We start from the raw sequence: 24,642 nt of genomic DNA on the forward strand, positions 1-24,642 counted from the left end.
ATTCTGTCAGCTGTGTCCTGTTTCGCCCTTTCGGGGGCAGCCGCCCGCGGGAGGGCGCGAAAGGCCGCGTACGGTCACCGAACAGGCGTGACCCGATCCAAAGCGGCACCGGAGGGCCAATCCGGGCACTCCGCCCCCGGCCCCCGGTCCACGCTGTGCGACCGGCCGGTGATCCTGCATAATCGGGCGCGACCGAGGCCTCGCGCGCCGACCCGTCCCCGTACGGCGCGCCCCGTCCGCCGCCGGTCCCCGCCCGCCGACCGGCTGCCGCCTGCGCGCTCTCCGACCGGCACCACCGCAGTTCGTCCCGAGGAGGACCGGCCGGATGTCAGGACAGCGCTGCCCCGCGTGCGGTGCCGAGCGCGGCACCGGTCCCTGCGCCTGCCCGCCGGGCGCGGGCGACGCGGTCGACACGGCGGTGCTGCCGCGGATCGAGGGTCCGCCGCTGGTGCGGCCGTACGTGCAGCAGCCGGGCGGTCCGGATGCGGGCGCCGTGCCGCCGCAGGGCGCGGTACCGCCCCCCGGACCCTTCACGCCGGAACCGGCCGTGCAGGGCGCGCCGGGCGTGCAGGGGGCGCCGGGCGTGCAGGGTGCGCCGGGCGCCGCGGTCGGTGCCCAGGACGCCGGACAGGCCGGCCCGGTGGCGGTGCACCCGGCCGGGGCCGACGGACCGGCCCCGGGCGACCTGGGGATGTTCCCGCTGGAGACCGCCGACGCCCCCGCCCACGTGCCCTACTCCCGTGCGGCCGGACGGCAGGCCGCGGACCGGCGGCGGCGCCGGCGCGGAGCGGTGGCCGTGGGCGCGGTGGCGGTGGCGGCCGTCGCGGGCACCGTCGTGGCGCTCTCCGGGGGCGGCGACGGCGGCGCGGACCGGGTCGCGGCGCCCTCCCCGTCCGCGTCCGCCCTGGTCGGCAACCCGACGCCGCTCCCCGCCTCCCCCGCCCCGAGGCGCGGCCGCCCCTCGCCCAGGGCCGTCCCCGGCGGGGCGTCGCAGACCGCAACGGCGTCGGCCCCGCCCGCGAAGGCCACCGCGAGCGCCTCCACCGCCCCGGCCGCCCCGGCCGTCTCCGTCACGGCACGGCCGGGAAGCCCCTCCGCCCCGGCACCGGGGCGGACGGCCGCCCAGAGTGCCGCCCCGTCCGGGCCGCCGGCGCCCAGCGCCTCCCCCACCGGGCCGCCCACCCTCTCGATGGGCATGGAGGGGCCGGAGGTGGTCGACCTCCAGCAGCGGCTGGCCCGTGCCTCGACGTACCACGGGAAGCCGTCGGGCCGGTACGACGACAAGACCTTCCAGGCCGTCGCCCAGTTCCAGGTCTGGTACAGCGTGCAGGGCGACCCGCGGGGCGTGTACGGGCCCAACACGCGGCAGCGGCTGGAGATCGCCTTCCCCTGAACGGGCGCCGCCGCCCGCCGGCCCGCCCCCGCAGGACGCACGTACCGGCCCGCACGTACCGGTCCGCCCGCACCGTCGCCGCACCGCTCCCGGTGGGCGGAGGACCCGCGAGCCGGGGGCCTGGCACGCGAGCCGGGGGCCGGGCGCGGGAGCCGCGGGCGGGGCGCGCGGGCCGGGGGCTGCGGCACGCGGCATCCTGGACGCCGTGGCGATCGACGGCTTCGGCCCCCTGGAGTTCCAGCTCGTGCTGCTCCGCCGGATGGCGGACTTCCGGCCCGGCGAGGTCGAGGACGCGGTCCTGCGGCTCGGCTCCGACCGCACGGCGATGCGGGAGGCCAACCGGCGCTGGCAGGCCATGATCCGTTCCCGCGGCTTCCCGCGCGGCGACCGCCGCTACCGGGCGGTCCTCGGGCCGCCGGAGTCGGCGGGGCGGCGGCGGGTGGGCGACCTGGAGCTGCGGGTCCTGCGCTGGCCGGTGCCGCTCTGGCCGGAGCTGCGCTTCGAGGTGCTGCTGGCGCCGGGCGGAGCGGTGTTCAACGAGTGGCTGGTGCGGGCGCCCGGTACGGCCCCGCCCCCGCTGCGGACCCTGGAGGACCTGGCCCCCTGGTCCTGCACGGTCGGGGACGTGGCGGCGGCGTTCGCCCCGGCGCGGCCGATGGAGGGCACGGCGCCGGGGCGGTGGCGGCTGGCGTTCACGGCGCCGGACGCGGACGGGACGGCCCGGCGGGCGGTCGCCGACTTCACCTGGGGCCTGCTGCAGGAGGTCCGGACGGACGGCGGCCCGGCCGCCCCGGGGACGGCTGGGCCCTGACCTCCCGGCGCTGACCTCCCGGCGCTGACCTCCCGGCCCGGACGGCCGGACCCCGGGGGTCGAACCCCCGGGGTCCGGTGCCCGGCCGCGGGCCCGCCGGGACCGCGCTGGTCCGGCGGGCCCGCGGCGGGGGCCGGTGCAGACGCGGTCAGCCCCGGATCGCGCCGACGATGCTGACGGCCGCCATGACCAGCATGACCACCGCCGCCACCCGGGTGATGACCCGCAGCGGCACGTGCTTCATGAGCTTCTGGCCGCCGACGATGGCGACGCCCGCCACCGCGCACAGCGCCAGCCAGGAGCCGAGGGCGACGGAGAGCGGGTCGGCGTAGCGGGCGGCGAGGTTGGCGGTGGTGATCTGCGTCAGGTCGCCGAACTCGGCGACCAGCACCAGCAGGAAGCCGGACCCGGCGACCTTCCAGAAGCCGGTCGACGACGGCTCCTTGGCGGCGTGGCCGTCCTCGCCCTCCTCCCGCTGGAGGAGCAGCATGGCGGCGCCGCCGAGGAAGAGGAGGCCGACCACGCCCTCGACCCAGCGGTGCGGCAGCAGCGCGAGGAGGCTGCCCGCGGCGACCGCGAGGGCGACGTGCACGGCGAAGGCGGCGGCGATGCCGGCGAAGACGTACGACGCCCGGTAGCGGGTGCCCAGGACCAGGCTGGCCAGGGCGGTCTTGTCCGGCAGTTCCGCCAGGAAGATGATGCCGAAGGTGATCGCGGCGACGGTGATGCTCATCGGATGGGGGTCTTTCCTCGTCGGTTCGGGCTCCCGCACCGGAGGTCCCTCGGGGGTCGCTTCGGCACGGCAGCGCTGGGCGTACAGCACTGCGGCCGAAGGTCTCGCCGGCACCGCCGCCGCGGACCGCGCCGCGTTCGCAGGATGCCCCGGGCGCCGGGCCGCCGCGGCGGCCAGTGTGTCGACGGTCCGGTGGAGGGCTACTCCCCTTCGATCGCCTCCCACCCTACCGGACCGGCGGACCGTCCCCCGGCCCGCGGGACACCAGACCCCGCCCCACCAGCTCCAGCACGACGACCACGGCGGCCGCCTCCACCGCGAGCAGCGCGACCAGGACGAGGAGCTGCACCGCGCCCGCGGCCACCGGGGAGGCCCCGCCGAGCAGCATGCCGACGAAGGCGCCCGGCAGGGTGACGAGGCCCACGGTGCGGGTCTGGTCGAGCGCGGGGACCAGGGAGGTGGCGGCGGCGGTGCGGCAGATCTCCAGCCGGGCGTCCCGGTCGGGGAGGCCCAGCGAGAGCGCGGCCTCCACCTCGCCGCGGCGCTGGGCCAGCTCGTCCAGCGCCCGGCGGCCGGAGAGCGAGGTGGCGGTGAGGGCGCCGCCGATGAGGATGCCGGCGACCGGGATGAGCGAGATGCCCCTCGCCGGGACCAGGCCGCCCCCGACGAGCAGCAGCAGGGCCGGGACGGTGCCCGCGGCGATCGGGGCCGCCGCCCACCACCAGTCGGGTCCGGCCGTCATCCGGCGGCCGGCGGTGCGCACCGCCACCGTGAACATCAGCAGGACGAAGAGCAGCGACAGCGGCAGGGAGCGGACGACCCACCCGATCACGGCGGCGACGGCGGCCAGCTGCACGGCCGCCCGCAGCCCGGCCCGCAGCACCGCCCGGCCGTGGCCGAGCCGCCCCCAGCCCGCGACCGCGACCCCGGCCGCCAGGAGCAGCGCCACCACCGCCCCCAGGGCCGGGGTCACCGGCAGGAGCGAGGATCCGCCCGCCGCCGCCCGCACCCCGGCCCCCGGGCCCGTCGCCGCCACCACCGCCACCGCCGCCGCCGCCGCTCCTGTCACGGTCCCATCATGGGTCCCGGGGCACGCCCGGCCGCGGTCCGGCCCTCACGCCCGGGTGCGTCCGGCCGTCCGGAGCCGGGGGACGGCACGGGCGGCGGCGGTGCCGAGCCCGGTCGGTCCCGCGAGGGCGGCGAGGGAGCCGCGCGGCGCGGCGCGGCCGGGCACGGCCGGGGCGGGCACCGCCGGGTGGCCGGGCGGGCCGGCGGGGACGAGCGGGCCGGCGGGGACGAGCGGGCCGGGGGCCCCGGCGGGCATGCCCGCGGCGCGCCGCACCTCGTCCTCGTCGTACCGGCGGCAGCCGCGGTGCCAGACGAGGATGCCCGCCATCCAGTGCTCCAGCTCCTCGGCGTAGCCGGTGAGGACGGCCCGGGCCCCGGCGTCGAGGCGGTGCTCCTCGGCCAGGGCGGGCAGCCCGGTGGAGACGACGTGCTCGAACTCCCGCATCCGGGAGGCCATCAGGTCGGCGACGACGTCCAGGGCCTCGGGCAGGCCGCAGGAGAAGAAGTCCTGGACGACGAGGACGGCGTTGTGGACCTCGCCCTCGAACTCGATCTCCTTGCGGTAGGAGTACAGGTCGTTGATGAGCGCGGCGTAGTCGGAGGCCGCGTGCTCCATCGCCTGCACGGCCCGGGAGCGGTGGACCTCCTCCGGCAGCGACCTGCCGCGGGAGAGGCGGGACAGGCTCATGGTGAGGTCGGCGCCGAAGGTCATCCGGCGCATCTCGATGTAGTCGACGGGGTCGGGGACGCGGTGGTGGACCTGGTTGGCGAGCTCCCAGAGCCAACTGCCGGTCATGTCCTCGACCGTGGTGCGGAAGCGGCGGCGCGCGTCCGGGTCCATAGGTCCGGCGGTGCGCCGCCACAGGTCCGCCAGGCCGGCCTCCAGCGGGGTGGCGGGGGGCGGCGCTGGTTCGCCGCCGACCGGCATGAAGGCGGCCAGGCGCTCGGTGCACGCCCTGGCGCCGGCCAGGTCCCCGGTGCGGCCGTAGACGGCCGGGTAGTAGTCGTCGCCGTAGGTGCCCCAGGTGAGCCAGCCCGTCGTCAGGTCGAGCTGCTCCGAGGAGGCGTCGGGGTGGATGCCCGCGGAGCAGAGGGCGAAGTCGGCCGCGCGCAGCCGCTCCTCGTCCCAGACGCCGGAGTGCGGCACGCCGGGGACGGCGGCGAGCATGCCGATGCCCCGGGCCCAGACCACGACGTTCTCGCGCGAGGCGTCCAGGTGCGGGCTGAGGGTGGTGGTGAACGGCATGTGGAGGTCGGGGATGCGGACCGGGCCGACGGGCCGGTGCGTCGGGCGGGCGTGGCGGGCGAGCCGTTTCGGGAGGGAGGCGGCGAGGGAGGCGGCGGCCCGGGCGGCGGAGGTGCCCAGGCCGGGCGGGCCGGAGGGGAGCGCGAGGCCGGACGGGCCGGACGGGAGGGCGGGGCCGGGCGGCGGTCCGGAGCCGTCCGCCGCGCCGTTCATGTAGCGGCTGGAGCGCAGGTGCCACTCGTGGCCGCCCGCCTGCCAGTCCTGGAGGCCCTTGGCGTAGGCGAGGACCGCGGCGCAGGACGCCGGGTCGAGCGCGTGCTCGGCGAAGAGCGGGCCGAGCTCGGTGAGGACGGTGTGCTCGAACTGCTGCAGCCGGGAGGTGACCAGGTCGTTGACGGCGTCGGCGGCCTCCTGGGTGGTGCAGCCGAGGAACCGCTCGAAGACGAGCACCCCGTTGGAGAGCTCGCCCTCCTCCTCGATCTCCCGCTGGTAGGAGAAGAGGTCGTTGCGGAGGTGGACGCCGTCGGAGAAGGCGTCCCGCAGCACCCGCAGCGGCCGGCTGCCGGCGACGGCGTCGGGCACCTCGGCGCCCGCCGCGTACTCGACGAGCCCGGCGGACCAGGGCGCGCCGCCGACCTTGCGGCGCATCTCGACGTACTCCAGCGGGTTGGCGACGCGGCCGGCGTCGATGTTGGCCAGCTCCCAGAGCGACTCGTCCAGCAGGTGGCGGGTGGCCTCGGCGAAGCGGCGCCGCCACCCCCCGGTCATGGCGGGCACGGTGCGCGCCCACAGGTCGGCGAGGCCGCGCTCGACGGCGTTCTGCGGCACCGGGGGCTCCCCTCCGGGCTGCTCCGGCATGAAGGCGGGCAGCCGGTCGAGGTACGCGCGGGCGCCGTCGAGGTCGCGGGTGCGCTTGAAGCTCTCCAGGAAGTGGTCGTCGAAGAAGAAGACCCACACGTACCAGTCCGTCACCAGGTCCAGGGCGTCGGCGGGCGCGTCGGGGTGGGTGTACGCGCACAGCAGGGCGTAGTCGTGGGAGTCGAGGTCGTCCTCGTCCCACACCCCGGAGCCCTCGACCATGCCCATCGTGCGGGCCCACGCCTTGGAGTGGACGCGGGCGGTCCCCAGGTGGGGGTTCAACCGTGCGGGGTGGGGCTCGTAGAACTGCGGAAGCCTGAAGGGCTGCGACATCCGTGCCTCGACTCTCCCTCGGGTCGGTGGTCGTACGGGACGCTAGGCCCCCTCCGTCCGGAAAGCGGACGGAACGCCTCCCCCGCCACCGGAAAGGGTGGTCATCGGCCTCCGGAGGCATGGAACGCGGGACCCGGGGACCCGGGGTCGCGGGGTGCGGGGCCGTGGACGGCCGCCCACGCGTCGGCGACCATGGCGTCCAGGCCGGAGCGGACCGGCCGCCAGCCCAGCACGCGGCGGATGCGGACCGTGTCGGCGAGCAGCACGGGCGCCTCCCGGCGGGGCGGCAGCCGCCTCACCGGTACCGGCAGCCCGGTCACCCGCTCGACGGCGGCGACCACGTCCGCGACCGAGGCGGCGGTGGCGCCGACGTTGCACACCTCGGCGCGGCCGGGGCGGCAGGCCGCGAGGGCCGCCGCGCAGGCCCGGGCCACGTCGGCGACGTGGACGAAGTCCCGGACGGCGGCGCCCTCCCCGGGCACCTCCAGGCGGTCGGCGCGGCCGGCGGCGACCGCCAGCGCGCGGGGGACGACCCGGCTGCCGTCGCCGTCGCCGCGCCCGGCGACGGCGCCCGAGACGTTGAACGTCCGCAGCACCACCGCGCCCGCGCGGCCGTCCGCGACGGCGTCGCGCACGGCCTGCTCGGCCTCGGCCTTGGAGGCGCCGTACGGGCTGTCGGGGCGCAGCGGGGCGTCCTCCGCCACCGGCTGCCGGTCGGGGGTGCCGTAGACGGCGGCGGTGGAGGCGAGGACCAGCCGCAGCGGGCCGTCGGCGGCGGCCAGCAGGGCCCGGGTGCCGCCGGCGTTGACGGCGCGGTAGTCGGCGGGCCGTTCGAAGGACTCGCGGACCCGGGTGAGGGCCGCGAGGTGGCAGACGGCGTCCACGCCGCGCAGCGCGCGGCGCAGGGCGTCCGCGTCCCGCACGTCGGCGTGGACGGTGCGGGCGGCGGGGAGCGGCGGGAGGGCGGTGCCGGGCGGACGGCCCGTCAGGGCGACCACCTCGTACCCGTCCTCGGCGAGCCGGTGGACCACCGCCGAGCCGACGAATCCGTACGCCCCCGTGACCAGTACCGAACCGCCCACCGCAACCCCCCGGCCGCTCCGCTCCGACGGGGCCCATCATGCCGTTCGGGGCGGGCCGCCGGGGCCGTCCGGACGGCCGGACGGCCGGGCGGCGCGGGAATGTGGGAGCGCGGGGGTCGCGGGCCGCCCGTGGCGGCGCCGGCCGCCCCCGCCGCACCCGCCCGTCGGGGTGGGCGACGCACTCTGGACACCGCAGTGTCATGAACACATAATCCTTGCCCAGCCCCATCCGCTCCACCCGCGCGACCCGTGACGGAACACCGCACGGGTGCTGCCTTGCATGCCCGCCCGGGCCCGCAGCCAACCGAGGAGCACGATGCAGCCCACCACCCGGCTCACCGCCACCGCGATATCCGCAGCGGTCACCACCGCCGCCGTCACCGCCGCGCTGCTGCCCACGGCGGCCACCGCCGCCGCGGCCGGCCGGCCGCACCCCTCCCGGGCCACCGCCGTGGCCGGGGCCGACGCCGCCGTCGCCGCCCACGCCCGCGCCCTCGGCGTCACCGCGGCCCAGGGCCGGACCGTGCGGGACGTCGTCGTCGACGCGGACGGCGCCCAGCACGTGCGCTACGACCGCACCTACCGCGGCCTGCCGGTGCTCGGCGGCGACCTCGTGGTGCACCTGGCCCCCGGCGGGGCGTACGCGGGCGCCGACCGGGCCGCCCGCTCCGACCTGGCCGTCCCGACGACCACGCCGGCCGTGGCGCCCTCCCGCGCCGCCGACGGCGCGGTGGCCTCGCTGCGCGCCGCCGAGCGGGGCCGGGCGCTGCGGCAGGCCAAGGCGAGGCCGGAACTGGTGGTGGACGCCCTGCACGGCGCGCCGCGCCTGGCCTGGCGGACGACCGCCGTGGGGCTGGACAGCCTGGGCAACCCCGCCGCCCGGGTGGTGCTCACCGACGCCCGCACCGGCGCCCGCATCGACGCCTGGGACGCCCTGGAGACCGCGGCGGGCGACGGCGCGTCCCTCTACAGCGGCACCGTGCCGCTGGAGACCACGCTCTCCGGCAGCAGCTACCAGCTGAAGGACGCCACCCGCGGCAACACCTACACCGGCGACGCGGCGGGCAAGACCGACAGCTGCTTCTTCGGCATCTGCTTCTCCCGGGCCCCCGCCACCGTCTTCACCGACGCCGACAACCACTGGGGCACCGGCACCACCGCCGACCGCGCCAGCGCCGCCGTCGACGCCCAGTACGGCACCGACGAGACCTGGGACTACTACAAGAACGTCCACGGCCGCAGCGGCATCGCGGGCGACGGCAAGGGCTCCTACAACCGCGTCCACTACGGCAGCGCGTACAACAACGCGTTCTGGGACGACAGCTGCTTCTGCATGACCTACGGCGACGGCGACGGCACCACCTTCGGGCCGCTGGTCGCCCTCGACGTGGCCGGGCACGAGATGTCCCACGGCGTCACCTCGCGCACCGCCAAGCTCACCTACTCCGGCGAGTCGGGCGGCCTCAACGAGGCCACCTCCGACATCTTCGGCACGCTGGTGGAGTGGTACGCCGCCAACTCCTCCGACAGCGGCGACTACCTGATCGGCGAGCGGATCGTGAAGTCCGGCTTCGGCAAGGCCGCGCTGCGCTTCATGGACAAGCCCTCCAAGGACGGCAAGTCCGCCGACTGCTGGTCGTCGGGCGTGGGGAACCTCGACGTCCACTACTCCTCCGGCGTCGCCAACCACTTCGCCTACCTGCTGGCCGAGGGCAGCGGGGCGAAGACCGTCAACGGCGTCGCCTACGACAGCCCCACCTGCAACGGCTCCACCGTCACCGGCATCGGCCGCGACCGGCTGGGGAAGATCTGGTACCGGGCGCTGACGGTCTACATGACCTCGAGCACGAACTACGCGGGCGCCCGCACCGCGAGCCTCAAGGCCGCCACCGACCTCTACGGGGCGGGCAGCGCGGAGTACAACGCGGTCGCCGCGGCCTGGTCCGCGGTGGGTGTGAACTGAGCACTCGTCAGCAGTGAGGCGGGCCCGGGGCGTTGCCCCGGGCCCGTCCTGTTCACGCCAAATCCACGGTCGGGATTCCGTTTGTGTGGGTGTCGCAGGGGCGTTCGGGGTACCGTGCCGTCGGCAGCGGGGGCGGCGGCGCCTCCGGACGACCGGCGAGTGGAGTGGCGTCAGTGGACCGTCCGACCTGGGCACCGCAGGGCATCGACCTCACCAGGGCCAGCGCGGCCCGGATGTACGACTTCTTCCTCGGCGGGTCGCACAACTTCGAGGTCGACCGCGAGGCCGGACGCCGGGCCCTGGAGATCCTGCCGGACCTGCCGAAGATCATGCAGGCCAACCGGGCCTTCATCCGCGACGCGGTGCGGCACGCGGCGGCGTCCGGCGTCACCCAGTTCCTCGACATCGGCTCCGGCATCCCGACCTTCGGCAACGTCCACGAGATCGCCCTGGAGGCCTCCCCGGACTCCCGGGTGGTCTACGTCGACCACGACCCGGTGGCCGTCGCCCACAGCCAGGCGCTGCTCGCCGACGTGCCGCAGGCCGACGTGGTCGAGGCGGACCTGCTGCGGCCCAAGGAGATCCTCTCCCGGGTCCAGGAGGGCGGCCTGCTCGACCTCGACCGGCCGGTGGCCCTCCTGCTGGTCGCGGTGCTGCACTTCGTGGAGGAGTCCGCGGACCCGTACGCGCTGGTGGCGGAGTTGCGCGACGCGCTGGCACCGGGCAGCGTCCTGGTGCTCTCCCACGCCAGCCAGGACACCCGGCCGGAGGAGTCGGCCCGCATCGAGGAGCTGTACGCGCGCGCCGGCACCCCGTTCGTGATGCGGACCCGGCCCCAGGTGGAGCGCTTCTTCGAGGGCTTCACGCCGGACCCCGGCGTGATGCTGATCGCCGAGTGGGGCGACAACGCCCAGGCCGCCGGCGACGACCCGGGCCGCTTCAGCGGGTACGTGGGAGTGGGACGCAAGCCGTGAACGGTCCCACCCCGTCCGGGGACCCCGCCCTCGCGCGGGGCCCCCGCCCGGCGGCCGGCCGGGGCGCGGCGGCCGCCCCGGTCCCGGCCGGCCCCGGCCGGGACCACCCCGGACAGCACGCCCCCGGACAGCACGCCCCCGGCCCGGACGCGCCCGGCACCCCCCGCCCGCCGGACACCCCCGGCGTCCCCGGCCCCCTCGGCGCCCCCGACCCCCTCGGCGCCCTCGGGCAGGAGGCCCGCGACGCCGTCGGCCGCTTCGCCGCCGTGTGGTGCCGCGCCCTCTACCCGGTGTCCACCACCTCGCTCAGCCGCGCCGAGCTCCAGGCCTACCTGGAGCCGCTGGCCGCGCGCCTGCACGCCCTGCTCTCCGCCCGCCCCTTCCACCCCTGGCCGGCCCGCGAGGTCGGGGCCGCCCTGGTCCGCGCCCACTGCACGGACCCGCAGGCGCTCGCACAGAGCCTCGACGTCATCGAGTCCTACCTGCTGCTGTACTGCCCGACCGGCCTCGGCGGCGAGCCCGGCACCGCCCGCAGCCGCCTCACCCGCCTCCAGCACCACCTCGCGGCCGGCTACGCCCGCGAGCTGCGGGAGCGGGCGCTGGGCGAGCAGGAGGCCATCTCCCGGGCCGCGCTCACCGCGCAGGTCCGCGCCGAGCAGGCGCTGCGCGCCAGCGAGGCCCGCTTCCAGGCCCTCTTCCGCGACTCGGCGATCGGCATCGGCATCGCCGACCTCCAGGGCCGCATCACCGACGTCAACGGCGCCCTCGCCCGCATGCTGGCGGCCAGCCCCGAGGACCTCACCCAGCTCAACGTCAACGACTTCGTCCACCCCGACGACACCGACGGCGTGTGGGAGCTGTACCGGGACTCGGTGCGCGGCGACCGCGACCACTTCCGCGCCGAGAAGCCCTACTTCCGGCAGGACGGCTCCGTCGTCTGGACCGACCTCACCGTCTCCCTCATCCGCGACGACCGGGGCCTGCCGCAGTACCAGGTGGCGATGATGGAGGACATCACCGAGCGCCGCATGCTGCACGACCGGCTCCACCACCAGGCCACCCACGACCCGCTCACCGGACTGCCCAACCGGACGCTCTTCCTGGAGCGGCTGAACACCGCCCTGGCGCCGGGCTCCCCCGTCCGCAGCGTGGGCGTCTGCTACCTGGACCTCGACGGCTTCAAGGCCGTCAACGACAGCCTGGGCCACCGCGCGGGCGACCAGCTCCTCACCGCCGTCGCCGAGCGGTTCCGCCGCTGCGTGGACGGCCCGGGCCGGACCGTCGCCCGCATGGGCGGCGACGAGTTCACCGTCCTCGTCCCCGACCCGGACGGCGAGGAGGAGATGGTGGCCCTGGCGCGGCGGCTCACCGGCTGCCTCGCCGACCCCGTCGACGTCGCGGGCCGCCCCCTCTCCCCCACCGTCGGCGCGGGCGTCATCGTCTGCGCGGCCGGCGCGCTGGAGCCCGCCGAGGTGGTGCAGGCCGCCGACATCGCGCTGCTGCGGGCCAAGGCGGAGGGCGCCGGCCGCTGGGCCCTGTACGACGCCGACAGCCACGCCCGGGAGATCGCCCGCTCCACCCTCTGCACCCACCTGCCGCTGGCCCTGGAGCGCGGCGAGTTCTTCCTGGAGTACCAGCCGCTGGTCTCGCTCGCCGACGGGGCCGTGGTGGGCGCCGAGGCCCTGGTGCGGTGGCGGCACCCGCAGCACGGCACCCTCGGCCCCGACAGCTTCGTGCCGCTGGCCGAGCAGACCGGGCTGATCGTGCCGCTGGGCCGCTGGGTGCTGGAGACCGCCTGCCGGCAGGCCCGTGCCTGGCAGCGGGCGCTGCCCGGCACGCCGCTGCGCATCAACGTCAACCTGGCGCCGCAGCAGGCGCGTTCGCCCGAGCTGGTGCACGACGTGCTGCGGATCCTCAAGGAGGCCGGGCTGGAGCCGGAGGCGCTCTGCCTGGAGGTCACCGAGAACGCGCTGATCGGCGCCGACGACCAGGCCCTGCACGCCCTGCGCCGCCTCACCGACCACGGCGTCGCCGTCGCCCTGGACGACTTCGGCACCGGCTACTCCAACTTCTCCCACCTGCGGCGGCTGCCGGTCCACGGCCTCAAGATCGACCGGTCGCTCGTCGGCGACCTCGCCGGCCCCGGGGTGCCCGACCCGACGGCCGAGAAGATCCTCACCGCCCTGGTCTCCCTGGCCCGGGCGCTGGGCCTCACCGTGACGGCGGAGGGCGTCGAGACGGCGGAGCAGGCGGACCGGCTGCGCAGCCTGGGCTGCGACACCGCCCAGGGCTGGCTCTACGGCCGGCCGGGGTCCGCCGAGGCGTTCCCCGAGAGGGCCGCCGGGCTCGTCGCGGCGCGGGCGGCCCTCACCGCGACGGGCCCGGCGGCGCCGACGGCGGCCGGCCGGCCGTGACCCCGCCCCCCGGGGCGGGGGCCGCGTCCGCCGCGGCCCGGGGCACCGGGTCCTCGCCGGACACCCACCGCGCGCCCCCCTCCGCCGGCCGTCCGGCACCCCGGTCCCGGCGCAGGACGCCCGCCGCCCGCCCCGGCCCGGCGGCGGCACGGGCCCGCGGCCGGGGGCGCAGGCCCGGAGGGCAGCGGACGGCGGGCAGCGGACGGCGGCAGGGTACGGCGGCCCGGGGGCGGCGGAACCAGGTCGCCCGGAACCTGGCCCCGGCGATCAGCGCGCTCCTACGATGGGGCCAGACAACGGTCCGTCAGGAACAGGATGGTCAGCATGCCCGAGATGGCGTCAGAGGTGGACCAGACCCGGCCGAGCATCGCCCGGGTCTACGACTACCTCCTCGGCGGCAAGGACAACTACGCCGCCGACCGGGCCGTCGGGGACCACTTCAAGGTCAACCTGCCCGGTTCGGTGGCGATCGCGCACACCAACCGCGCGGCGCTCACCCGGGCGGTCCGGGACATCGCCGCGCACACCGGCATACGCCAGTTCCTCGACATGGGCAGCGGGCTGCCCACCGCCGACAACGTGCACCAGGTCGCGCAGCGGCACGCCCCCGGCTCGCGCGTGGTGTACGTGGACATCGACCCCATCGTGCTGGCCCACGGCCGGGCGCTGCTGGAGGAGAACGAGCTCACCCGCGTCATCCAGGCCGACGTGCGCGACCCGGAGGCCATCCGCAGCCACCCGGACACCACGGCCCTCATCGACTTCGACCAGCCGGTGGCCGTGATCCTCTCCGCGATCCTGCACCACGTGAACGACGACGAGGACCCGGGCGCCATCGTCCGCTACTGGCGCGACCAGGTGCCGTCCGGCAGCCACGTCTTCATCTCGCACTTCCGCTCCGGCGCCAACGCGGAGACCGCCGAGGCCGAGGCGAAGCTGCAGGAGACCTTCGGCCGGGGCCGCTGGCGCACCGACGACGAGCTGCGCGCCCTCTTCGACGGCCTGGAGCTGCTGGAGCCGGGCGTCGTCACCTGCGCGTCCTGGCGGCCGGACCCGGAGGACGGCATGTCCCGCATCGGCGAGGAGCAGCGCGAGCCCGGCGTCTGGGAGCAGCTGATCGCGGCGGGCCTGGGCCGCAAGCCGTGACGCCGCGGGGCCGTGGCCCCGGGGCCCGGTGACACCGTGGCCCCATGACGTCGTGACGCCGTGGCGCGGTGGCCCCGTGGCCCCGTGGCACGGCGCCGCACGGAGCGGGGACGGCGGAGGGGCGGCCCGGTGACCGGGCCGCCCCTCCGTGGTTCCGTGCTGCGGCGCCTCCGCGCCTCCGCGCCTCCGTCAGACGGCCGCGCCGCGGCGGCGCAGGCGGCGGTTGAGCACCCAGCCGCCGGCGACGGCCGCCGCGGCGGCACCGCCGAGCGCGGCGGGCAGCGCCGCCGAGGAGCCGGCGGGGGTGGCGGCGGCGACCGTGCCGGCGTCCTTCAGGCCGACCCGGGCGGGCCGCACGGGGTGCGCGGGGATCGGGCCGGCGGACTTCACGGACCCGTCGGCGTTCAGCAGGACCTGCTGCCGGTTCGGGTGGCGGAAGTCGAAGGCGTGGGTGAGCTTCCCGGCCCGGCGGTCGAAGGAGGAGTCGCCGATGCGGCCGGTGCCCCAGTTGTCCTCGATGAAGGCCGTGATCGAGGCCTGCTCGGTCGGGGTGTGGTCGACGTGGTCGACCTTGGAGTACGGGGAGATCACCAGCAGCGGCTGGCGGGCGCCCGGGCCGCAGCGGTCCTGGTAGCCGCCCTTGGCCGCGGGGCCGGCCTGGCAGGCCGGGGAGTCGGTGGGCAGCCCGTTGGAGCCCTTGGTGGCGTCGGTGGAGCCGTTGCGCACCGGGGCGTAGGCGTGGTCGTACCAGCCGTCGGAGTCGTCGTAGGCGACGACGACGGCGGTGTCCTTCCACTCCGGCGACTGCTGGATGCGGTTGATCTCGGAGACGAGGAAGTGCTGCTCGTCGAGCGGGTCGGAGTAGGCGGCGTGGCCGTCCTGGTACTCCGGGGCCTTGAGGAAGGAGACGGCGGGCAGGTTGCCGTCGGCCAGGGCCGCGTCGAAGTCGCTCATGTCGTACTGGTGGTTGGCGCGCCCGGCGTGGCCGATCTCGGCGACGGAGGCCGGCGGCAGGTGGTGCGGGTTGGCCGTCGACCTGTAGTACTGGAACGGCGCGTGGTGGGGGCTGTAGTCGACGGAGGCGTTGCCCGCGACGTTGGCGTGGGTGGTGCCGCCGCACTTGGCGTAGTGGCCGGCCTGCCCGTCCCAGGGGGTGCTGGGGCGGAAGCCGCCCTGGAACCAGCCCCAGCTGACGCCCTTGGCGTTGAGCAGGTCGCCGATGTTGCGGCCCTTCATCGCCGCCAGCTTGTAGCTGCTCGTGTGGTCCTTGTCGGAGCAGTCGTCGTAGGCGGGGTCCGGGTCGTTGATCACGGTGCCCACGCCGTGCGCGTCGGGGGAGGCCACGGTGTACGGGTCCGGGGTGGAGGTCTGCCCCGGGTTCTCGGTGCCGGTGGCGGGGTCGACCGAGACGACACCGTGGGTCTGGCCCGCGATGAGGTTGAGCGCGCCCGGGGTGGAGGGGCCGTAGGTGGAGCCGAAGGCCCGGTCGCTCAGGGTGTAGTGCTGGGCGTAGTTCCACAGCGCGGTGACGGTGTTGCCGTCGTAGTAGTCCATCACCAGGCCGGGCTCGCCGTAGAGGGTGCCGGAGCACTTGCCGGAGTCGGTGTACTGGACGAACTTGTCCGCCTTGCCGCCGTCGTAGGCGAGCTGCTCGGCGCCGTAGTTGTGGTTCTGGTCGCAGGTGACCGCCTGGGCGGGGCCGAGCCGCTTGGGGGCGTACTGGTTGGGGTTGTCCTTCAGCAGGCCGGCGGCGCTCAGGGTGTCGATCGAGCGGGGGGTGCCGGGCGCGGCGTGGAAGGGCGTGCCGTCGGTGTTCGCCGCCACCGGGTAGGTCCCGAAGTAGTGGTCGAAGGACACGTTCTCGCCGTAGATCACCACCAGGTGCTTGATCGGCGTGGCGGTCCGGGCCGGGCCGCCGCCGTGCGCGGGCGCGGCGGAGGCGGGCGCGGCCGCGCCGAGGGCGGTGAGGGCCGCGGCCGCGGCGAGGGCGCCGGCGCGGCGGGCGGACCGGCGGACCGGCGGGCTGGTGAGTCTCCTGCTGGGCATGTCTGGCCTTCCGGGCTGAGCGGGACGACGGGGTTGATCCTGGCGCGGCCCGGCGAGCGGCGCGCGGGCTGCGGGCGGCGGTCGGATGAACTGATGGTCAGGAGATCCCCGGGTTTCTTTGCCCGGGCATTGCCTTCCCGTTCCGCGGCGGCCCATGACGGCCGCCGGCCTTCGGCGGGCCGGCGGCCGGCGGCGGCGCCGCGGTCACGGCAGCAGCCCGCGGCCCAGCCGGTCCGCGCCGTCGCGCACGCCCGGCAGGACGAAGAAGTAGCCGCCGCCGTAGGGGGTCACGTAGTCGGTCAGCGGCTCCCCCGCCAGCCGCCGCTGCACCGCCGCGAACTGCCGGTCGAGGTCCTGCTGGAAGCAGCAGAAGACCAGGCCGGTGTCGAGGTCGCCGTCCGCCTGCAGGCCCCGGTCGTAGCTGTAGCCGCGCCGCAGCATCCGGGTGGGCGCGGCGGCGGGGGTCCGGGGGTTCGCCAGGCGGATGTGGGCGTCGAGCGGGATGACGTCGCCCTTGGGGTCCTGCGCGTACCGCGGCGCGTCGTGCTCGGCGGAGCCGTCCAGCGGGGCGCCGGTGTCCCGGGCCCGGCCGATGATCCGCTCCTGCTCGCCCTGCGTCACCCGGTCCCAGAACTCCACGTGCATCCGGATCAGCCGCACCACCTGGTAGCTGCCGCCCACCGCCCAGTCCGGCTCACCGGTGCCGGGCCCCACCCAGACCAGGCGGTCCATCGCGGCGGCGTCCGCGGTGTCGGGGTTGGCGGTGCCGTCCTTGAAGCCGAAGAGGTTGCGGGGGGCTCCCTCCGGCCGCGGCGGGGGGACGAAGCCGTCGACCCGCCACCGCGCCTGCATCAGGCCCCGGGTGCTGCGGGCCACGTCCCGCAGGGCGTGCAGCACGGTGTCGGGGCTGTCCGCGCAGAGCTGCAGCAGCAGGTCGCCGTGGCACCACGCCTCGTCGGGCGCGTCGTCGGGGAAGACGTCCATGGGCCGCAGCCGGCGGGGCCGGCGGTCCGCGAGGCCGTACCGGCCGTCGAAGAGCGAGGCGCCGACGGCCACCGTGCCGGTGAGCCGGTCGGCGGGGGGCACGGGCCCGAGGACGCCCGTGTCGGCGGGCGGGGCGCCGACGCCCGCGGGCTCCGGCGCTCCCCCGGCGGTCAGCAGGCGCAGCCGGTCGGTGAGGGTCCGCAGCAGTCCGGCCAGCTCGCCGCGGTCGCGGGCGGTGACGTCGAAGGCGGCGAAGACGCCGTGGCGCTGCGGCGGGGTGAGGACGCCCGCCTGGTGGCGGCCGTGGAACGGCACCGCGGGCGCCGGCCCGGTGCCGGCGGGGGACGACGCCCGGGCCGTCTCCGCCGCACCCACCGCCGCCGCACCGGCGGCCGCACCGGCCGCCCCCGCCGCCAGCGCGCCGCGCAGGAACGACCTGCGGCCCACTCCCTGCCGCCGGTTCACGAGGTCCTCCTCGGGTCGCACACCGCCGCCACCGCGGCCAGCCGCTCCGCCAGGGCGCCGAAGTCGGCCTCCAGGCGCTCCCGCCGCCCCGCCGGCAGGGCGCCCGGGAGCGGGCGGGGGCCGCCGGGCCGGACCGGGCGGACGGCGTCCAGGTCGCGCCGGGTCCGGTCGAGCCACCGCTCGGTGCCGGGCAGGCCGGGGTCGCGGCGGACCAGCAGCGGGCGCAGCAGGCCGAGCACCTCGGCGGTGCCGTCGAGCCGGGCGCGGGCGGTGTCGAGGACGGAGCCGCTGCCGTGGTCGGTCCGGCCGGACAGGTCCAGGCGGAGGGTGTCCTCGGTGATCTCGTGGGCCCGCACGCCCAGGTCGGCGGGGTCCATGCGGGTGTCCGCCCAGTGGCGGCGCAGCGCCGCCACGTCGTCGGCGAGCCGCCGCACGGGCCCGCGCAGGGCGGCGGCGGGCTCCCCGTGCCACAGGCCGTGCTCGATGCGGTGGAAGCCGGTGAAGGCGGGGTCGCGGACGCCGAGCGGGCGGCCCTCGGCGAGGCCGTCGACGGCCTCGCCGAGGTCGCCGAAGGCCCCGTAGGCGGCGCCGAGGCGGGCGTAGGCGAGGTGCGCGTCCAGCCAGGCGCTCCGGGCGGCGGCGGTGTCGCCGCGGTCGACGGCGGCGCGCAGGGCCGCCACCTTCCCGGTGAGGCGGTCCAGTCCGGCGGCGACCCTCGCCTGGTAGGCGATCGCGGGCGGGATCAGGTCGTGGACGGTGACGGGGAGGACGGCGGGGCCGCCCGTGCGGGGCCCGGCGGCCACGCGGACGGTGGGGCCGGTCACCGCGTCCGCGTCGTCGGGCAGGCAGCGGAAGGCGTAGCTGCCGCGGCCGAGGACCGCCTGCAGGGGGCGCGTGACGCCGGGCGCGAGACCCTCGATCTCGCCGAGCAGGGCGCCGGTGGCGGCGTCGGTGAGGTACACCTCGGTCGCGTCGGAGGAGGTGTTGCGCACGTCGAAGACCTGGCGGCCGGGGTGCGGGCGGTCCCAGCCGCGGCCGCAGGAGCCCGGGGACGCCTCGACCGCGGTGCGGGGCAGGCCGTCGGGGGGTGCGGGCGCGCCGGCCGGTGCGCCGGCCGGCAGCAGCACCGCGGCGCCCGCGGCGGCGGCCGCGGCGGCCGCCACCGCGGCGAGGGCAGCCGGTCGGGCGGGGCGGCGGAGTGGGGGGCGCATGGAAGCCGATGCTAGGCGCGCGGCGGGGTCCCGCGCGGCCCGCGACGGGCGGGGCGGCCGGAGTTCGCCGGAAGTTCCCCCGCACGCCGCCCGCGGGTCACCCGGCGCGCCCGGGGGGCCGGGACGGCACGCCGGGCGCAGCGGGCGTACCGGATGCGGAGCGCACCCATCCGCGGACGCTTCGGATCCGAACCAGTGGTGGGGCGGGCGGGGCGCGGGGGCGCCCCGCCCGCCCGCGCGGGACCGCCGGATCGGCCCCCGCACGCACCCTGACGCCCCCTTGCCGCCCCTGCGACCAGGAACGGCGGTCCCCCTTGGCCTCGCGGACCGGCGAGCCGCTGCCCGACCTCTCCCTGCCCGGGGTGCGCCGGGACGGCGAGCGTGCGGAGCGGGGTGGAGTGCACACTCCCGGCGCAGCGCGGCCGCCCGGTGGCCGCCGCGTTCCGCCCCGGGGACGGCACGGCGGTGTGCACCCTGCAGCCGTGCGCGTACGCCTCCGGGCCGGAGCGCTTCGAGGAGCCCGACGCCGTGGTCCGGGCCGCCGCCGAGCGGGGCGCCGCGCTCCCCCGCCGCCGCACCGCAGCGCCGCTACACCGCCGCCCGGGGCCTGCGCGGACCGGGCGGCGGGGGCTGCCGGGTGCCCGGCCGCAGCGGGACGGCGAGGGCGGCGCCGACGGCGAAGCCGATGACGTGGGCGGCGTACGCGACGGTGCCGGCCTCGGTGAGGCCGTACCCCGCCGAGTAGAACGCCTGGAGGACGAACCACAGGCCGAGCACCACCCACGCGGGCAGCCGCAGCGGGATGAAGAACAGGAACGGCACCAGGCTCCACACCCGCACCCGCGGGTAGAGCACCAGGTAGGCGCCGAGGACGCCGGCGATGGCGCCGGACGCCCCGATCAGCGGCGTCCCGGACCGCGGGTCGAGCAGCGCGAAGCCGTACCCGGCGACGTACCCGCAGAGCAGGTAGAAGAGCAGGTAGCGGACCCTGCCGAGACGGTCCTCGATGTTGTTCCCGAAGATCCACAGGAAGAGCATGTTGCCCAGCAGGTGCACCCAGCTGCCGTGCACGAACATGGCGGTGAGCACCGACAGCACCGGCGACTTGCCGTAGTCCGGCGGGGCGAGGAGGCAGCCGGGCCCCTGCGGGCCCACCCCCGTGCCGCCGGTGGGCACCAGTTCGGGCGTCCGGCCCAGGACCAGCTCGCGCGGGACGGCGCCCCAGTGCTCGATGAAGGCCTGGAGGCGGCACAGGTCGGCGAGGGCCGTGCCGCCTCCCGGGGAGGAGACCACCCCCGGCGTCAGCAGGAAGACCGCGAGGTTGGCGGCGATCAGGGCATAGGTGACCCACGGGGTGCGGCGCACCGGGTTGAGGTCGTGCACGGGGATGACCACAGAGGGCTCTCTGCCCGCGCGCGCCGCGGGCCAACCGGCGGCCGGCAGGCGGAGGCCGTCGGCCGGCAGGCGGAGGCCGGCGGCAGGCAGGCGGCCGGACCCCCGGGAGGGCGAGGGCGGGGGGCGCCCGGCGCGCGCGCCGCGGACGGAGCTGTGAGGATCGGACGGGGCACGCACACGGGGGCACGCACGAGGAAGGCGGCGTCGGATGGCGGAGCAGGCGTGGCGGTCCATGCCGGGCACACCGTGCTGGGTGAGCCTGATGGCGCGCAGCCTGGACGCGGCCCAGGAGTTCTACGGGTCGCTGCTGGGGTGGGAGTTCCGGGCGGCGCCCTCGGCGCGGCTGGGCCCGTACCTGGAGGCGGTGGTCGGCCACATGCCGGTGGCGGGCATCGGCGCGATGGCGCAGAACCTGGGCTTCCCCGTGTCGTGGACGGTCTTCTTCGAGGCGGAGGACGCCGACGCCCGCGCCCAGGCGGTGCGCGAGTCGGGCGGCACGGTAGCGGTGGGCCCGCTGGGCTTCCAGGACGGCCGGGCGGCGCTGGCGGCCGACCCGGCGGGCGCGGTCTTCGGGATCTGGCAGGGCGACAAGACGCCCGGCTGGCGGATGCGGCGCTCGCGCGGGGTGCCCGCCTGGATCGAGCTGCAGACCCGGGACGCCTTCGCGGCGGCGGTCTTCTACGGGGAGGTCTTCGGCTGGGGGTCGGACCCGGAGGGGCGCAGCGACGTGGCGTGGGAGCACGACCGCGTGGTGCTGCGGGTCGACGGGCACCCGGTGGCGGGGCTGTGCGGGGGTGCCGTGGAGGCGGCGCCGGACCCGCGGGTGCGCCCGCGCTGGGACGTCTTCTTCGCGGTGCCGGACGTGGACGCGGCGGCCCGCGCGGCGGCGGCCCTGGGGGGCGAGGTCGCCGGGCCGCCGACGGACACCCCGTACGGGCGGGTGGCGGCGCTCCGGGACCGCGAGGGCGGCCTGTTCCGGGTGGCCGACCTGCGGGCGCCGAACGGCCGGGAGGGGACGGCCTGCCTGCCCGTGGCCTGAGCGGGTGGGGCGCCGTGGCCTGAGCTGGCGGGGGCGCGGGACGCGGGCGGGCGGAGGCGGGCAGCGCAGCGGCGGGGCGGGCCCGGGCGGGGGACGTATCCGGAATACCGGACGGCGGCGCGGGGTTGGCGGGTACGGCGACGGCCGGAACGGTGGTCGCGACCACGACCAGGCTCCAGGAGCGCGCACATGGCGACTTCCACGATCGATGTGACCAAGGACGACTTCGTCCGCACCGTCGAGGGCGACGGTATCCGGCTGGTGGACTTCTGGGCCTCCTGGTGCGGCCCCTGCAAGGCGTTCGCCCCCGTCTACGAGCGGGTGGCCGCGGCCAACCCCGACGTCGTCTTCGCGAAGGTCGACACCGAGCAGGAGCCGGAGCTGTCCGCCGCGCTGGAGATCACCTCCATCCCGACGCTGATGGTGTTCCGGGACGGGTTCCTCGTCTTCTCCCAGCCGGGCGCCCTGCCGCAGGCCGCGCTGGAGGACCTGCTGGCGCAGGTGCGCGCCCTGGACATGGACGAGGTCCGGAGCCGGGCGGCCAAGGCGCAGAACTGACCGGACGGACGGGCCGCCCGGTCACCCGGGCGGCCCAGCCCCGCGGAATCCCCCGTTCCCGGCGGGGACCGCAGGTCCGCGCGCCCGCACCCCGGTCCGGACGGCCGTGCGGTCCTCGAACGCACCTCGCACGGATTGCGGCGCGGCCCCGGCCGGACAGCATGGGTCGTGAGGGCGGCAGGGGCGCGGGGCCGGACGGGCGGACCCCGGGCGGACGCCGCCGCGGCCGCAGCCATCCGGGAGGACGACCGTGGGATTCGTGGGACTGCTGACACGCGACATAGCACTCGACCTCGGCACCGCATCCACCCGGATCTACAACGCGCACGGCGGCATCGCCGTCGACGTCCCCACGGCGGTCGCCGTGAACACCACCACCGGCCGCATCCTCGCCATCGGCGCCGAGGCGGGCCGCATGTACGGCCGCACGCCCGCGCACGTGAAGGTCGTCCGCCCCCTGCGGGCCGGCAACATCGACGACTTCGAGGTCGCCGAGCGGATGCTGCGCCACCTGCTGATGCTCGCCGGGCGCGGCCGCGGCCCGGCCCGCACCCAGGCGGTGGTCTGCGCCCCGTCGGACACCACCGGCGTGGGCCGCCGGGCCGTCCTCGACGCCTGCCGGGTGGCGGGCGTGAGCCGCGTGCGGCTCATCCCCAAGCCGGTCGCCGCGGCGCTGGGCGCGGGCCTGCCGGTGCAGGAGGCCACCGGCACGCTCGTCGTCGACGTGGGCGCCGGGACGACCGAGATCGCCGTGCTGTGCCTGGGGGGCGTGGTCGCCGCCCGGTCCGTGCCGGTCTCCGGCGACGTCCTGGACGAGGCGATCCGGACCCGGCTGCGCAAGCGCCTCCAGGTGGACGTCGGCCGGCACACGGCGGAGCGGCTGAAGACCGGCCTGGCCGCCGCCGACGCGGCGGGCCGGACCCTGACGGTACGGGGCCGGGACACGTCGACCGGCATGCCGGTCACCCTGGCGGTGGAGGCGGACGAGGTCCGTGCGGCCCTGCGCGACCCGCTGGAGCGGATCGCGGCGGAGGTCGTCGCGGTCCTCGACCGCTGCCCGCCGGAGCTGTCGCGCGACCTCCTGGGCCGGGGGGTCACCCTCACGGGCGAGGGCGCCCGCCTGGACGGCCTGGAGGAGCTCCTGCGGCGGGCCACCGGGACGCCGGTGCACATCGCCTCCGAGCCGGGGACGGCGGCCGTGCGCGGCGCGGGCCGCTGCGCCGAGGACCCCTCCCTGGCGAACCTCCTGGAGGCCGTCTCCCGCTGACGTCCGCACGGCGCGGCGGCCCGCGGTCCTGCGGGGTCCCGTGCGGGCCTGACCTGCGGAGGACCGGTTCCGGGAGGCCTGGTCCGGGAGGCGACGGCGATGCCGGATCCGCCCGGTCGGGGACGGGTCGGACGGGCCGCGGCGGGTTTGCCCCGGCCCTCCCGGGAAACCCGGCGCAGTAGGGGGGCGTCGAAGCGCGGGGACTGCGAAGGAGGCCGACCATGGCCCGAACCCAGGTGTACGAACCGGCAACCGAGCAGCGGGGGCACGTCCGCGGGGCCGACCGCGCCTCGGTGGGAGAACTCGTCGGCGAGCTCGGCCGGGACATGTCGCTGCTGGTGCGCCAGGAGATGGCACTGGCGCGGATGGAGCTGAAGCAGGAGGCCGCCAAGGCCGGCAAGGGCGCGGGCATGCTCGGGGGCGCCGGGTACGCCGGCCACATGCTGGTCCTGTTCGGCAGCCTCGCCGGGGTCTTCGGCCTGGCCCACGTCATGGACATCGCCTGGGCGGCCCTGGTGGTGACGGGTGTGTGGGCGCTGGTCGCGGGAGTGCTGTTCCTGACCGGGCGGCGGAAGCTGCACGCGGTGCACCCCAAGCCCCAGCACACCATGGAGACGCTGAAGGAGGACGCGCAGTGGGCTCGACACCCGAGGAGCTGAGGCACGAGATCGAGGACACCCGCCGCCATCTCACGGAGACGGTGGACCGGATCGCCGACAAGGTGACGCCGGGCCGGGTGGCGCACCGCCGCACCGAGGACGCCAGGCGCAGGCTGGGCGACGCCCGCGCCTCCGTCGCCGGCACGGCGCAGAGCACGGCGCAGCGTGTGCGGAGCGCGGTGCACATGCCGCACCGCGGCACGGTGAACGGACACGGCAACGGCAACGGCAACGGGTCCGCGGCGGCCGTCCCCCCGGCCGGGGCGGTCCCGGCCGCCGGCGCGGAACCGGCGGCGGCCATGGGGCCGATGGCCGGGGCGGTCCCGGTGACCGGCGCGGGCACGGCGGCCGACGCCGGGCCCGGAGCGGTCCCGGTGGCCGGCGCACCGGGCGAGGCCGCGGGCGCGCACCCCGCCACCGGGGCGGAGGGCGTGGCCGGACGCCTGCGGAGGCAGGCACCGCTGGCGGCCGGGGTGCTGGCGGCCTGCGCGGGCGTGGCGACCGCGGTCGTCGTCGTGCGGAAGGGGACGCGCCGCGGCGCGGCCTCCTGGCCGAGCAAGGCGCCGCGGACCACCGCGCGGGCCCGCCGGGGCACCGCCGGGGCGCTCGCCGCCTGGCCGGGCCGGACGCGCCGCAGGGTCGCCTGGACCCGCAGGGGCGCGGCCGCCGGGGCGCTCGCCTCGTGGATGAGCCGGCCCCGCCGCGCGGCCGCCTGGACGCGGAAGGGCACCGCCGCCGGCCGGACCGCGGCCTCGTGGACGGGCGGGGGCGCCCGCCGCACCGCGGCCTGGTCCCGCAGGGGCGCCGCGGCCGGGGCCGTCACCTCCTGGGCGAGCCGGCCCCGCCGCGCGGTCGCCTGGACCCGCAGGGGCGCCGCCGGCGGAAGGACCGCCGCCTCCTGGAACCGGGTCGGCCGGACCCGGTGAGGGAGCCGCCGGCCCCCTGAGGAGGACGCACAGGACGCGGACCGCCGCGCGGACCGCCCGGAGCACCGGGC

Annotated in this window: 19 protein-coding genes; 11 read left to right on the forward strand and 8 right to left on the reverse strand. The window is 77.4% G+C overall.

The window, feature by feature from the left end; all coding sequences use genetic code 11:
* The first annotated feature begins 325 nt into the window (after positions 1-325).
* Positions 326-1,393, forward strand: coding sequence for a peptidoglycan-binding protein (locus tag LO771_RS31015; RefSeq protein ID WP_304944783.1), 1,068 nt, complete (start codon positions 326-328; stop codon positions 1,391-1,393).
* 205 nt (positions 1,394-1,598) lie between these two features.
* Positions 1,599-2,204, forward strand: coding sequence for a hypothetical protein (locus LO771_RS09040; RefSeq protein WP_374228115.1), 606 nt, complete (start codon positions 1,599-1,601; stop codon positions 2,202-2,204).
* Positions 2,205-2,352: 148 nt separating this feature from the next.
* On the opposite strand, the gene LO771_RS09045 is transcribed toward LO771_RS09040, so the two are convergent.
* The 4 genes from LO771_RS09045 to LO771_RS09060 all read right to left on the reverse strand — a co-directional run bounded on the left by LO771_RS09045 (position 2,353) and on the right by LO771_RS09060 (position 7,524).
* Positions 2,353-2,937 (reverse strand): TMEM165/GDT1 family protein, encoded by a 585-nt coding sequence (locus LO771_RS09045; protein ID WP_230649626.1) that lies wholly within the window; start codon positions 2,935-2,937, stop codon positions 2,353-2,355.
* A 226-nt stretch (positions 2,938-3,163) separates the two neighbouring features.
* Positions 3,164-3,946, reverse strand: a complete 783-nt coding sequence (locus LO771_RS09050) for an ABC transporter permease (RefSeq protein ID WP_230650209.1) — start codon at positions 3,944-3,946, stop codon at positions 3,164-3,166.
* A 105-nt stretch (positions 3,947-4,051) separates the two neighbouring features.
* The gene (locus LO771_RS09055; protein WP_230649628.1) at positions 4,052-6,442 is read right to left on the reverse strand and encodes a germacradienol/geosmin synthase; all 2,391 of its coding nucleotides are present in this window, start codon (positions 6,440-6,442) and stop codon (positions 4,052-4,054) included.
* A 101-nt stretch (positions 6,443-6,543) separates the two neighbouring features.
* Complete coding sequence (locus LO771_RS09060; protein ID WP_308188868.1) at positions 6,544-7,524, reverse strand: NAD-dependent epimerase/dehydratase family protein; 981 nt, start codon at positions 7,522-7,524, stop codon at positions 6,544-6,546.
* A 316-nt stretch (positions 7,525-7,840) separates the two neighbouring features.
* Here LO771_RS09060 and LO771_RS09065 point away from each other — a divergent pair, with 316 nt between their 5' ends.
* From LO771_RS09065 to LO771_RS09080, 4 genes are all read left to right on the forward strand, one after another.
* Positions 7,841-9,487, forward strand: a complete 1,647-nt coding sequence (locus tag LO771_RS09065; RefSeq protein WP_230649630.1) for a M4 family metallopeptidase — start codon at positions 7,841-7,843, stop codon at positions 9,485-9,487.
* A 173-nt stretch (positions 9,488-9,660) separates the two neighbouring features.
* Entirely contained in the window at positions 9,661-10,461 is an 801-nt protein-coding gene (locus LO771_RS09070) for an SAM-dependent methyltransferase (RefSeq protein WP_230649632.1), read from the forward strand.
* Complete coding sequence (locus LO771_RS09075; protein WP_308188869.1) at positions 10,458-12,875, forward strand: EAL domain-containing protein; 2,418 nt, start codon at positions 10,458-10,460, stop codon at positions 12,873-12,875. The genes LO771_RS09070 and LO771_RS09075 overlap by 4 nt, the downstream gene beginning before the upstream one ends.
* A gap of 333 nt (positions 12,876-13,208) precedes the next feature.
* Entirely contained in the window at positions 13,209-14,021 is an 813-nt protein-coding gene (locus LO771_RS09080) for an SAM-dependent methyltransferase (RefSeq protein WP_374228116.1), read from the forward strand.
* A gap of 189 nt (positions 14,022-14,210) precedes the next feature.
* On the opposite strand, the gene LO771_RS09085 is transcribed toward LO771_RS09080, so the two are convergent.
* The 4 genes from LO771_RS09085 to LO771_RS09100 all read right to left on the reverse strand — a co-directional run bounded on the left by LO771_RS09085 (position 14,211) and on the right by LO771_RS09100 (position 20,122).
* Positions 14,211-16,067 (reverse strand): phospholipase C, encoded by a 1,857-nt coding sequence (locus tag LO771_RS09085; protein WP_230649635.1) that lies wholly within the window; start codon positions 16,065-16,067, stop codon positions 14,211-14,213.
* A gap of 204 nt (positions 16,068-16,271) precedes the next feature.
* Entirely contained in the window at positions 16,272-17,516 is a 1,245-nt protein-coding gene (gene efeB, locus LO771_RS09090) for an iron uptake transporter deferrochelatase/peroxidase subunit (protein WP_230649637.1), read from the reverse strand.
* Entirely contained in the window at positions 17,513-18,727 is a 1,215-nt protein-coding gene (locus tag LO771_RS09095) for an EfeM/EfeO family lipoprotein (protein WP_230649639.1), read from the reverse strand. Before LO771_RS09095 ends, efeB begins: the two co-directional genes overlap by 4 nt.
* A gap of 588 nt (positions 18,728-19,315) precedes the next feature.
* Complete coding sequence (locus LO771_RS09100) at positions 19,316-20,122, reverse strand: rhomboid family intramembrane serine protease (protein WP_230649641.1); 807 nt, start codon at positions 20,120-20,122, stop codon at positions 19,316-19,318.
* Positions 20,123-20,330: 208 nt separating this feature from the next.
* Between LO771_RS09100 and LO771_RS09105 the strand changes: the two genes are divergently transcribed.
* The 5 genes from LO771_RS09105 (at position 20,331) to LO771_RS09125 (ending at position 24,571) form a co-directional block, all read left to right on the forward strand.
* The gene (locus LO771_RS09105; protein WP_230649643.1) at positions 20,331-21,161 is read left to right on the forward strand and encodes a VOC family protein; all 831 of its coding nucleotides are present in this window, start codon (positions 20,331-20,333) and stop codon (positions 21,159-21,161) included.
* A gap of 189 nt (positions 21,162-21,350) precedes the next feature.
* Complete coding sequence (locus tag LO771_RS09110) at positions 21,351-21,719, forward strand: co-chaperone YbbN (RefSeq protein WP_230649645.1); 369 nt, start codon at positions 21,351-21,353, stop codon at positions 21,717-21,719.
* A 259-nt stretch (positions 21,720-21,978) separates the two neighbouring features.
* Positions 21,979-22,986: a rod shape-determining protein gene (locus tag LO771_RS09115; RefSeq protein WP_230649647.1), complete on the forward strand. Its 1,008-nt coding sequence runs from the start codon at positions 21,979-21,981 to the stop codon at positions 22,984-22,986.
* A gap of 221 nt (positions 22,987-23,207) precedes the next feature.
* A complete protein-coding gene (locus LO771_RS09120; RefSeq protein ID WP_230649649.1) occupies positions 23,208-23,645 on the forward strand; it encodes a phage holin family protein in 438 nt (145 codons plus the stop codon).
* Positions 23,621-24,571 (forward strand): DUF3618 domain-containing protein, encoded by a 951-nt coding sequence (locus LO771_RS09125; protein ID WP_230649651.1) that lies wholly within the window; start codon positions 23,621-23,623, stop codon positions 24,569-24,571. Before LO771_RS09120 ends, LO771_RS09125 begins: the two co-directional genes overlap by 25 nt.
* Positions 24,572-24,642: the final 71 nt, after the last annotated feature.

Source organism: Streptacidiphilus sp. ASG 303 (genome assembly GCF_020991365.1).
Taxonomy (GTDB): domain Bacteria; phylum Actinomycetota; class Actinomycetes; order Streptomycetales; family Streptomycetaceae; genus Peterkaempfera.